The organism is Flavobacterium johnsoniae UW101 (genome assembly GCF_000016645.1).
Classification (GTDB): Bacteria; Bacteroidota; Bacteroidia; order Flavobacteriales; family Flavobacteriaceae; genus Flavobacterium; species Flavobacterium johnsoniae.
The window spans coordinates 3,470,431-3,482,223 of sequence record NC_009441.1 but is presented as its reverse complement, the minus strand read 5'-3'; the positions used below and the strand labels follow the sequence as shown (position 1 = coordinate 3,482,223).

At 32.2% G+C, this 11,793-nt stretch carries 11 protein-coding genes; 7 read left to right on the top strand and 4 right to left on the bottom strand.

The window, feature by feature from the left end; all coding sequences use genetic code 11:
* Window positions 1-334: 334 nt before the first annotated feature.
* The 3 genes from FJOH_RS15235 to FJOH_RS15225 all read left to right on the top strand — a co-directional run bounded on the left by FJOH_RS15235 (window position 335) and on the right by FJOH_RS15225 (window position 2,496).
* Complete coding sequence (locus FJOH_RS15235) at window positions 335-934, top strand: DUF6436 domain-containing protein (RefSeq protein ID WP_012024997.1); 600 nt, start codon at window positions 335-337, stop codon at window positions 932-934.
* A gap of 28 nt (window positions 935-962) precedes the next feature.
* Window positions 963-1,817 carry a hypothetical protein gene (locus FJOH_RS15230; RefSeq protein WP_012024996.1) on the top strand — a complete coding sequence of 285 codons (855 nt, stop codon included), beginning with the start codon at window positions 963-965 and terminating at the stop codon, window positions 1,815-1,817.
* A gap of 73 nt (window positions 1,818-1,890) precedes the next feature.
* On the top strand, window positions 1,891-2,496 hold the full coding sequence (locus FJOH_RS15225) for a PAS domain-containing protein (RefSeq protein WP_012024995.1): 606 nt from the start codon (window positions 1,891-1,893) through the stop codon (window positions 2,494-2,496).
* 254 nt (window positions 2,497-2,750) lie between these two features.
* Here the strand turns inward: FJOH_RS15225 and recG are convergent, their stop codons facing one another.
* Complete coding sequence (gene recG, locus FJOH_RS15220; RefSeq protein WP_012024994.1) at window positions 2,751-4,859, bottom strand: ATP-dependent DNA helicase RecG; 2,109 nt, start codon at window positions 4,857-4,859, stop codon at window positions 2,751-2,753.
* 345 nt (window positions 4,860-5,204) lie between these two features.
* Between recG and FJOH_RS15215 the strand changes: the two genes are divergently transcribed.
* Genes FJOH_RS15215 through FJOH_RS15205 form a run of 3 tightly spaced genes read left to right on the top strand, consistent with a single transcriptional unit; the run spans window position 5,205 to window position 7,961 of the window.
* Entirely contained in the window at window positions 5,205-7,001 is a 1,797-nt protein-coding gene (locus FJOH_RS15215) for a hypothetical protein (RefSeq protein WP_044047769.1), read from the top strand.
* Window positions 7,002-7,029: 28 nt separating this feature from the next.
* On the top strand, window positions 7,030-7,569 hold the full coding sequence (locus FJOH_RS15210; protein ID WP_012024992.1) for a DUF1697 domain-containing protein: 540 nt from the start codon (window positions 7,030-7,032) through the stop codon (window positions 7,567-7,569).
* Window positions 7,569-7,961, top strand: a complete 393-nt coding sequence (locus FJOH_RS15205) for a DUF4348 domain-containing protein (protein ID WP_012024991.1) — start codon at window positions 7,569-7,571, stop codon at window positions 7,959-7,961. Before FJOH_RS15210 ends, FJOH_RS15205 begins: the two co-directional genes overlap by 1 nt.
* 3 nt (window positions 7,962-7,964) lie before the next feature.
* Here the strand turns inward: FJOH_RS15205 and FJOH_RS15200 are convergent, their stop codons facing one another.
* The 3 genes from FJOH_RS15200 to FJOH_RS15190 are packed head-to-tail and all read right to left on the bottom strand — an operon-like array spanning window position 7,965 to window position 9,689.
* Window positions 7,965-8,468, bottom strand: coding sequence for a hypothetical protein (locus FJOH_RS15200; RefSeq protein WP_012024990.1), 504 nt, complete (start codon window positions 8,466-8,468; stop codon window positions 7,965-7,967).
* A 1-nt stretch (window position 8,469) separates the two neighbouring features.
* Window positions 8,470-8,865, bottom strand: coding sequence for a peptidase associated/transthyretin-like domain-containing protein (locus FJOH_RS15195; RefSeq protein WP_012024989.1), 396 nt, complete (start codon window positions 8,863-8,865; stop codon window positions 8,470-8,472).
* Window positions 8,865-9,689: a Dph6-related ATP pyrophosphatase gene (locus FJOH_RS15190; protein ID WP_012024988.1), complete on the bottom strand. Its 825-nt coding sequence runs from the start codon at window positions 9,687-9,689 to the stop codon at window positions 8,865-8,867. The genes FJOH_RS15195 and FJOH_RS15190 overlap by 1 nt, the downstream gene beginning before the upstream one ends.
* Before the next feature lie 13 nt (window positions 9,690-9,702).
* Between FJOH_RS15190 and FJOH_RS15185 the strand changes: the two genes are divergently transcribed.
* Window positions 9,703-11,763, top strand: a complete 2,061-nt coding sequence (locus FJOH_RS15185) for a M1 family metallopeptidase (protein ID WP_012024987.1) — start codon at window positions 9,703-9,705, stop codon at window positions 11,761-11,763.
* Window positions 11,764-11,793 lie beyond the last annotated feature (30 nt).

The window sequence follows — 11,793 nt, the reverse complement described above, 5'->3', positions numbered from 1 at the left end:
TTTTTTTTTGATACTTTGTTTGTATTTGTCTTTAAATCAAGCAGATGTGTTTTCTGCTGTTTCTGTTTTATTTTTTAAAAACAGTTATTGATACAGGTAAAGAATAAAAAAAAAAGTATTTGTCCGATTTTTTTTGCAGTTTGTCGAATTTATTTGTATTATTGATATGTTAAACAAAATGATAATTTTATCAGTATTTGTTAAGGAATACTCTTAGGATTATTGTTAAAATAGTAGGATTGGTGTAGTTTTTTTGGGTTTTTTATAGAATTTGATTGATAATTGTATTAACAAGTGTTTATAATTTCTGTTCTTAATTGCTAAAAAATATTATATGAAGAAAAAATTACTCCTAAGTTTATGGTTTACATTACTATTTGCTTCAATAGGCTTTCTTTTCTGGCAGAACGAGTTTAAATACAGTCTGCCAACGCCAATTCCTAAAAACTATCATGATATAGCTATGGGAAGTAAAATAAATTTATCGCAATGCTGTCCTTTTGACAACAAGCCGGTTTTCTTTCATTTTTTTAATCCTGACTGCCCGTGCTCACGCTTTAATGTGCCGCATGTGAGTGATCTGATAAAAAAGTATGGCGATAGAATTAACTTTAAAATAGTTGTTTTAAACAAGCACAAAACTTTTACGATTGAAGAAATCCAACAAAAATTTGGAGCCCGGATTCCTGTATATTTTGATGAAGGAATTGCAAAAAAATGCGGTGTAATTTCTACGCCGCAGGCTGTTCTTTTAGATCCTTCTCATAATTTATATTACCGGGGTAATTACAATAAAACAAGATATTGTACAGATGCAGAGAGTAATTATGCTCAAATGGCGATCGATTCGCTGTTAAAACAAAACAATTCGCCCTCATTTAATGCTTTAGCTCTAAGAGCTTACGGATGTTCGTTACCAAATTGCACTAAATAAAATCTATCACTAACTTAATTTTTTACCTATGAAAACAAAAGCCAGTTTGAATGAGCAAGATTATCTGCACAGTTTTATGTCTACAATGACACAAAAATCAGATACTATTATTAATTACGTTCTTGTTGTTTATTTTCTTCTCGGAATTGGATTATCATTTAAGTACGATACATTCGAAATAGGAGTGGGAGTAGGAACTCTTAATCTCTTAGCGTATTATTCTGCCAAGTTTTTTATGAAGAATTCAAAATTCTATCAGTATGTTTTGTCTGTTATACTGGCAATATTTATGGCGCAGTACATTTACCAAATGCATGGTTTGTTTGAAATGCATTTTACGGTTTTTATTGCAAGTACTATTTTAATTATTTACCAAAACTGGAAATTACAAATTCCGCTTACGCTTTTAGTTATACTGCATCATGCTGGTCTGGCTTATTTGCAAAATTTCGTTTTTAACGATGCAAACGGTCTTCAGGTTTATTTTTCTCAGGTAAACTTTGATTTAGAAACCCTGATTATTCATACTGTTTTAGCGGCAGTTGTATTTTTTATGAATGGGTATTGGGCCTATTATTTTAAAGAACACAGTCAGAATCATATTTCTAAAATTTCTGATGAATATGAATTAGAAAACATGAAACTTGCTTCGGCAAAATTCAGTTCAATGTCGGCTACAAAAGAATACAATGATTTTATTCACAGAACAACTTTAGATTTAAAGCTTCCGGTTAATTCTGTTTTAAAATTAATTGATGTTTCAAAAGGTCATACAGATAATGATAAACTGCTGACTTATCTGGATATGATGCGTGAAAGTGCTAAAAAAATCGATGATTTGGTAAATGATATTCATGTAAAATCTACTAATACCAGACATTAAAATAATTAAAAACCAACTTCCAAAAAAATACACGCAGCACTACCATTGTTTGTTAATTATTAATAGAAAATTTATGGACACTAGATTTACCCGCCCAACTCCATCAGACCGAGAAGTCGATTGGAATAAAAATAAAGTATTACTAAGTAAAACAGATAAGCACGGAACAATTCTATATGCCAACGAAGATTTTATAGATGTTTCCGGATATGATGAATTTGAACTTATTGGACAGCCTCACAGTATTGTGAGGCATCCTGATATGCCAAAAGTAATTTTTAAGTTCTTGTGGGATAGCATTAAATCAAGTGAAAACATTCATGTAATTATTAAAAATATGGCCAAAACAGGCCGTTATTACTGGGTTGTAACCGACTTTAAAATTGTAGCCGATACAAATGGAGACGGTGATATAGTTGGATATTTCGGAACCCGAAAATCTGTTCCTGAACCTATAATTACAAAATTCATTGAACCTTTGTATAAAAAACTGCTGCAAATTGAGCAGACCAGCGGGATAATAGCCTCTGAGGAATATTTGGTTGGTTTTTTAGAAGAACGCAAGAAAACCTATATGGAATATGTAGATCATTTAATTGCGACCGGAAAAGACGATAAAAATAAAGTAAGTAAGGGTTTATTCAGCGGATTATTTGATAAAACACCTCCTAAAAAATAATAAATCACAAAAAGTTATACTTCATTGTGTCGGCAATATTCAAAAACAAATTTGCCCCCAACAAATCTAAATCACCTGAATATTTTAACTTACTAAAGTTAGATGCAGTGAAGTATTTTTTTTAAGTGGCAGAGTTACAAAGAGGCAAAGTGACAAAGGTTTTTTAGCCTTCGACTTTCCTCGGAATGATACTCATTAAAAAACTTTGTGACTTTGCACCTTTGTGTCTTTGTTCCTTCCTAGAGCGCCAGCGACTAAGAAATATAATTCCAAATATTTTTTCTTTTCGTTAATTCTAAGAAAACAGTTTTTAAAATAGCGTGTTCGGGTTTTTGTAACGGTGGATCTTCTTTTAAGATTTTCAGGGCATAATTTCTGGCGAAAGACAAAATCTCTCTGTCTTTTACAATATCAGCAATCTGCAGGTTTAAAACACCGCTTTGCTGCGTTCCCATTAAATCTCCGGGACCGCGAAGTTTGAGATCGACTTCGGCAATTTCAAAACCATCATTGGTCTGCACCATAGTTTCCATTCGGGTTTTACTGTCAGAGCTTAATTTATGTCCAGTCATTAAAATACAATAACTCTGTTCAGCACCACGTCCAACACGTCCTCTAAGCTGATGCAGCTGCGAAAGACCAAAACGTTCGGCACTTTCAATAATCATAACACTGGCATTAGGCACATTTACACCAACTTCAATTACGGTTGTAGCCACCATAATATTTGTTTTTCCTTCTGAGAAACGTTTCATTTCGGCATCTTTATCCGCAGGTTTCATCTTTCCATGAACAATTGAAATTGAATATTGCGGCAGCGGAAAATCTCTTGAAATACTTTCGTAACCATCCATCAAATCTTTGTAATCCATTTTTTCAGATTCCTGAATTAATGGATAAACAATATAAATCTGTCTGCCTTTCGCAATTTCATCACGCAGGAATTTCCAGACTTTTAAACGGTTTGTATCAAATCGATGAACGGTTTGAATTGGTTTTCTTCCCGGCGGCAGTTCATCAATTACAGAAACATCCAGATCACCGTATAAACTCATAGCTAAAGTTCTCGGAATTGGCGTTGCAGTCATGACCAAAACGTGCGGCGGAATCTCATTTTTTTTCCACAATTTAGATCTTTGTTCTACCCCAAAACGATGCTGCTCATCAATAATAGCAAGACCTAAATTCTTAAATTTAACTTTATCTTCTAATAAAGCGTGAGTTCCTATTAAAATCTGAAGACTTCCATTTTCGAGATCTTCATGAATAATTCTTCTTTCAGAAGTTTTGGTTGAACCGGTTAGGATTTTTATACTAATGTTTAAAGTATTAGCAAACTCAGATAAACCAATAAAATGCTGATTTGCTAAAATTTCTGTCGGCGCCATCAAACAAGCCTGAAAACCATTATCTATAGCCAAAAGCATGCTCATAAAACCTACAATTGTTTTTCCAGAACCTACATCTCCCTGCAGTAATCGGTTCATTTGGGCATTACTTCCCATATCAGAACGAATTTCTTTTATTACCCTTTTTTGAGCATTTGTTAAGTCAAATGGAAGATGATTTTGATAAAATTCATTAAAAAGTTCACCCACTTTTGTAAAAGGATGACCTTTAATTTTATGTTTTCTAATTAGGTTTTTAGTAATTAACTGCAGCTGAATAAAAAACAATTCTTCAAACTTCAATCTAAATTGTGCTTTCGCCAAAGCATCGGCACTTTTAGGAAAATGTATGTTAAATAAAGCGGCTCTTTTTGAGATCAGTTTTACTTCTTCAAGTAAATAAGGCGGAAAAGTTTCTGTAAACAAAGCTCCGGTTTCAATAAACAACTGTTCCATCATTTTGTTTATTGTTCTGTTAGAAATTCCTCTGTTTGTAAGGGTTTCTGTAGAAGGATAAACAGGCTGCATGGCAGAACGAAGACTTTTTTCGTGTTCGCTTAACAATTCAATTTCCGGATGCGCCATGCTGAACTGACTTCCGTATAATGAACATTTCCCAAAAATAACCAGCGGTTCATTAAGTTTTAAACTTTCACGAATCCATTTATGACCCTGAAACCAGTTAAGTTCAATTTGTCCTGTATCATCAACAAAAGAAGCCACAAGACGTTTTTTATTCTTAGCAAATTCGACTGTTTTTATATTGATAATTTTTCCAATAATCTGAACTTCAGATCCGGTGTTTTGAAGCTCATTAATTTTATAATAACGAGTTCTGTCTATATATCGATTTGGATAAAAATTTACTAAATCTCCATATTTATGAATTCCTAATTCCTTACGAAGCAATTGACCACGGCTTGGGCCAACACCTTTTAAGTATTCGATAGGAGTTTCAAGAAGATTATTAGACATGAAGAATTTTGAATTTTAGATTTTTAGACTATAGATTTTAGATTGTTGATTTTAAATAAAAATAATCTATATTCTTTGTTCTATGCTCTTTTATTTAGAAAAGCGAAGATAGATTTTAATTAGTAAATTTGAAAATCGAATGTTTGACAGAACTTTAAAATATTTTTTTTACAATGCTATTCTTAAGTCAAATAATCTGCCTTTAGAAGTTTATAATTTAAATATATAACTCATCTTCAAAAACTCTGCTGTTTTTCCGGCAGAGTTTTTAATTATTTAAAGTAAGTATTATTTTAATAAATGAAGATAATTTCTACATTTGTTAAAAATGATATAAGCCCCAATATGAGCAAAGAAGAAAAAATTCCTTTTGAAACCATTCAGTTTGCAGGTGTTACTTTTAAAGTCATTAATCGACACCAAGCCCATGAAATTATAGGTGATCTTACTAATTTTCAAGATCAGAAAATCTACAATGTTTTTGAAGATACCTGGCGTTTTCCTGATTATGAGGAAAATCCAATATTTCTTTTAGCAGAAGATGATGTAGAAATGGATTCATTTGAAATGGATTTTAGTACAGAAGAGCATTCGGATATTTTTATACTAGGATTTATTTTTAAAGGAAATCTTAAAGTTACTAAACTTATAAGCTCTTATGATACAGACAACTCTCCGGCTTTAATTGTGTTGGGAGAAACTGAATCTGTAAATATTAATTTGTTTGGAAGTGTGCATTATTTAGGCGGAGGCGTAAAATGCGATGCACTTTTAGGAGAATACAATCATGGAGAACTTTTTGTAAAAGGAGATGTTACTGCCTGGCTGATTTACAGTGACGATATGCTGATGCATTTTGAACGTTTTACAGATGTTCAGGCTATAATTAGTGTAAACAGACCCGATGTATTAATCTGCAGCAATGTTACCGATGCTGATGGTTCAATTTTAACTATCGAAAACTACTTTCCGTCAACCCATAAATTATCTGATATTGCAGCCGATTCTTTTATCGAATTTTCTGATTATGGAACTGCTGTTTTAGACCATTACCATGACGCTTTTAAAGAAGGACTTTCGATTCTGGATTATGATAAAACAGAAAAATATGCCTATGCTAATTTCCGAGAAGAATTCATAAAAATGGTTCAGGTTTTGTCTGAATTGGAATATGTAAAACATATTGGCAGAATCAGCAAAAAAGTTGGAAATAATGAATACTCTTTTATTCCTTTTGAATATGAAGGGAAGAAATACAGTCAGATTTCTGAAGAAATAGGAAATGGTTTTAATATCAAATTACGCGCGTTATGGTGTCATGATGATGAAGAAATTACGCTTGTTCTTGAATATCTGTATGACGATGGAAATCCAAAATACCAATGGGCAAATAATGAAACTGCTCAAGGAATAGAAATGTACTGTGTAAAACGTGCTGCAATAGAAGCTTTTGAAGTACTTACAGCAGAACCTTCTGAAGATGACGACGACGATTATGATGATGATGACAGCGACGATGAAACAGAATATGAAGAATATGAAGAATATGATAATAGTTTTTCATTAGAAGAATATGCTGTTCAGTTTGGAAATTATGCTTTACCGGAAGATTTAGTAAAACTATATGAGTTTGACCAGCAATACGGATCTGAAACGTATTCAGAATGTTTTGGTCTTACAATAACCGAAGAAAAAACCGGTATAAAAACATGGTCAGAAAAAGAAGAATTCTATAACAGTTTTATTGAATTTGCCGGAGCAAATGGTTCAGGAAGTTCTTATGCTTACTGGCTTATTGATAATGATTTGAATAATTGTCCGATAGTAGTTTTTGGAGACGAAGGAGGAATTCATGTAGTAGCAGAAAACATTCGTAAATTAATTCACATTTTAACTCTGGATACCGAAATTTCAGTTGATTTTGATTCTGCTTATTTTTATAAAGATGATGAATATTATGATGAAAACGAAAATAAAGCAGAGTTTCACGAATGGGTTAAAAATGAATTTAATCTGGATCCGATAGAATCAAACGAAGAAACGGATGAAATTGTAAACCAGGCCAAAGAAAAGTATAAAAAACGTTTAAACGATTTTTTAACGAAGTTTGATATTGAAATAGGAGAAGACGAAGAAGAATAGTTTTTATCTTTGAATAAAATAAAAAAAAATGGCAACACATTTAGCACTTTTACGCGGTATAAACGTTTCCGGTCATAATATGATGAAAATGGAAGCTTTAAAAACCATGCTGGAAAATATAGGTTTTCAAAACGTTCGAACCTATCTGCAGTCCGGAAATGTTTTTGTAGAAAGCGAAGAAGAAGCTTCAAAAGTTGGGTTTATGATTAAACAGGAAATTTTTAAGGTTTTTGGACATGAAGTTCCTGTAATAGTGCTTTCAAAAAAAGATTTAGAATTATCTTTTGCCAATAATCCTTATTTGAAAGAAAAAGACATTGATATTAAAAGATTATATATCGTTTTTGTTTCAATTGCTTTAAAAAAAGAACACATTCACGATTTAAAAATTAGTCAGTTTAAACCCGATGAAGCAAGCATTGACGAAAACAGAATTTTTATTAAATATGCTGTTGGCGCCGGAAAAACAAGATTAGAACTTAAATATATCGAGAAAAAATTAAATGTAATAGGAACGATGCGAAACCTTAATACCGTAACGAACCTGCTTAAAATGTACGAAGAATAATGAAAAAAATAATTACAATCTTATTAATTGCTTGTTTCTGCCAGTTAACGGCAGCACAAGAAAAAACTAAAACCAACATTGAAAATTTCAACACTTTTCTTAAGAAATTTAGTGAAGATAAAAATTTTCAATTAAGCCGTGTAAAATTTCCTATTGTAATCAAAACGCTTGATGATAATTTAGAAGAAATTAGTGTTACCAAGACTCAAAAGAATTATAGGATTCTAAAGTTAGACGATAAAGGAATGGAGTTTAAACAAAAAATTATACTGAAACAAAAAAGCGCAGTTATTGAGCAGCGCGGCATTGATACTGGTATATATGCTGATTATATTTTTGAGTTAAAAGATAATAAGTGGTTTCTTAAAACATGGGTTGATCAATCAACTTAATTTTTAATCCCGAAGCCATTTTTGCATAGCCGGAAAAGGAGATTTGTTTTCTTTTTCGGCTTTTTCATTTCCAACACACAATCCCATCCATTCAAGAAACGGCAATCCGATATAAGTACCGCTGTTGAAATTCGAAATAAACCAGTCAGACTGATTTCTGTAACCATTTGGATGAAACACAAACTCTATTGGTAACTGCAAGTAATGCAGCGCCGCAAAAGACCATAAAATAGCTGCGATTTCTTCTCCTTGAGTCGGCCAGTCTGCAGGAATTTCAGCTGTGCCAATCAAATTTCTATTAGAAGCTGTCGTTACTGCCAAATGCCCGGCTTCGTGCAGTATATCACCGGGATATAATAATTTATCGTAATCAATATAAATACAGTTTGGACCTAATTCTAATCCTGGTAAAAAAGTAGAATCTAATGGTTTTTCGATTACATCAATTTCTATTTCTTCAAGAAACTGAAGCACTTTTTTTACTTCAATATTTTCTTTTAAAGTCATATTAGTTTGTTTTAATCTTGATTTTTTTCAAATAAATTGTATCGGCATTATGCAGACTTCCTTTTCTGGCGCCTCCGCCAAACGGATTCATAAATTGAATATTTTGAGATTCATAACCTTCTTTTTCAATTTTTTCGTTTACAGATAAAGGCTGCGCTTCAAATCCAAAAAATGTAAACTGACGGTATCTTTTTTCGTTGAGCGTAAAATAACCGTTATCACCGCTCATTGTTTCACCTACATTACAATTCTCAATAGGTTTATGAGATTCAAAATCATAAATATAACCCGTAATTTGAGGTCTTTTACAACGGCTGACTAAACAGCTTTGCAAAGTACTAATCGCTGCAATGAGCAGTATAAAAACAATTGCTTTTTTTAGATAAAATCTATTCATTATTCTTTAATTAAATCACAATACCAAAATCCGTAATCAAATGCATCAGAGGTATTTGTGTCGCATGCTGCATCCGATGAATTCTGATTTTGCGGTTTTTCATATTTTCGGTAGACAATCTCTCCGGCTTTAAAATTGATAGGTTCAGAAAAGATTGGACCATCAAAAGTAAAAGTATGAAATTCACCGTTCTCTCCGCAGACATCTACATTTTCAGGTAAATCATTTATAAAATTCTGATCGATTATGCGGCCCACAAAGCTTTTGTCTAAATAACGTTCATTTACACAAACTACAATAGTTTTAAATCCGAGGGAAATGAATTCCTGAATCAAATCATGCGATGGAATTTTCCAAATTGGAAACACACCTTCAAAACCTATTTTTGCTAATTGTTCTTCACGATATTTTCGTAAATCTTCCAAAAAAATATCCCCAAAAACAGAATAAGTAATTCCTTGATTTTTAAGTTCTGTCAAGGTTTCTGTCATTACATTTTCGTAAACCTCCATTGTTGGCATTTCAGGAATCTGCATAACTTTTAAAGGAATTCCAATACTTTTAGATTGTGCTTCCAATAAATCTACACGAACACCGTGCATAGAAATCCGCTGATACTGCTGGTTTACACTGGTAAGCAGATATTCAATTTTGTAATCTGGATTGTGTAAGATTTTGTATAATGCAAGAGCAGAATCTTTTCCGCTGCTCCAGTTAAATAAGGCTTTTTTGGATGTAGACACGTTTGATTTATTTTCTATCGTAAACTTACAAATTTCATTCGATTTGTTGATCAAACCTTTGTAACTTTGGAATTTCGCCATTAATTTATTTTCAATGAAATATATCTTCCTTTTAATAACCACCTTCGTTTTTGCACAGCAAACCAAATATGTTGACTTTAAAACGGTTTCAGGACAATTAACAATAAACGATTCCCAAAAAACTATTTCCGGGTATGTAGATTATGAATTTGATGTGCTGCAACCCATTGATACTATAAAAATTGACGGGAAAAATATGGAATTTACAAATGTTCAAATTGATGGTAAAGATGTTATTTTTTTGAACACAACTAAAGAACTGCAAATCCTGAATAATTTTCAGAAAGGAAATAATCACCTTACTTTTAATTACAATGCAAAACCGAAACAGGCATTGTATTTTGTTGATATTGAAAATAATGAGCATCAAATCTGGACACAGGGACAAGGAAGGTACACAAGTAATTGGTTTCCGAGTTTTGATGATGTAAACGAAAAAGTGATTTTCAATATTGGTGTAACTTATAAAAAAGACTATCAGGTTGTTTCAAACGGAGTTTTAAAAAGCAAAACCGATAAAGACGATCAAATTCATTGGCAGTATCAAATGGAAAACCCAATGAGTTCTTACTTATTAGTGCTTTCTGTTGGAAAATACGAGAGAAAAGATTTTACTTCAAAATCAAAAATTCCGTTAGAATATTATTTAGAGAAAAAAGATACTGCACGTTTTGAACCTACTTACCGTTATTCAAAACGTATTTTTGATTTTCTTGAAAAAGAAATTGGCGTGAAATATCCCTGGAAAGTTTTCAGGCAGATTCCTGTTCGTGATTTTTTATATGCCGGAATGGAAAACACAACCACAACGCTTTTTACAACACGTTATGTGGTTGATGATGTTGCTTTTATTGACAGAAATTATACAAATGTTGATGCTCACGAATTAGCACATCACTGGTTTGGAGATTTAATTACAGCAGAAAGCAGTACTCACCATTGGCTTCAGGAAGGTTTTGCGACCTATTATGCATTATTGGCAGAGCGCGATATTTTTGGCGATGATTATTTTTATGCAAAATTATACGATACAGCCCAGCAGATAAAATTTGCATCGAGAACAGATGCAATTCCGGTTTTAAATGCCAAAGCGAGTTCCCTTACTTTTTATGAAAAAGGAGCGTGGACGCTTTTCGTTCTGCATGAATTTATTGGCGATAAAGCATTTAAAAAAGCAATTAAAAGTTATTTAAAAAAATATGCGTTTAAGAATGTAAACACGCAGAATTTTTTCGACGAAATTAAAAAAGTTTCTGATTTTGATGTGGTTCAGTTTCAAAAAACCTGGCTTGAATCTACCGCTTTTGATACGCCGACAGCAAATGCTTTATTGAGTAAAAATAAAGCAATAAAAGCTCGATTAGAGGTAGATAAATTGAAGAAAACACCTTTAAGTGAAAAGATTGATTTTTTAAAGCAGACTTTAGATTCTGATGTTCATTTTTCTGTAAAACAAGCTGTTATTTCTCAATTACAAGCTGAAAAATATGAGAATAAAAAAGAATTGTTATTAAAAGCACTGCAGCAAAACAATATTCAACTTCGACAAACTTTAGCAGGAACTCTGCCAGCTATACCAGAAGATTTTAGAAAAGAATATGAAACACTGCTGGATGATAAATCGTATGAAACGCAAGAAATAGCTTTGTTTTATTTGTGGAAAAATTTTCCAAACCATAGAAAAGAATATTTAGACAAATCAAAAGAATGGATTGGTTTTAACGATTACAACCTGCGTACTTTATGGTTGTCTCTTGCTTTATCAACGCCAGAATATAGTGATGAACCTGAGAAACTTATAAATGAATTGGTTTCTTTTTCGACTCCAGAATATGAAGCAACTACACGCCAAAATGCTTTGGAAAAACTAATTGCATTTAAGTTTATAAACGATGATGTTTTGACTAATCTGGTTAACGCTACCACGCACCATATGTGGCAGTTTTCTAAGTTTGGAAGAGAAACAATCAGAGTTTTATTGAAAAATTCAGAAATGCGTACTTCATTTAATAGAATTTTGCCTAATTTGAACCCCGATGAACAATTCCAATTGGATCGTTTATTGAAAGAATAAAACATAGAGAATAAAACCTACTTTATATAT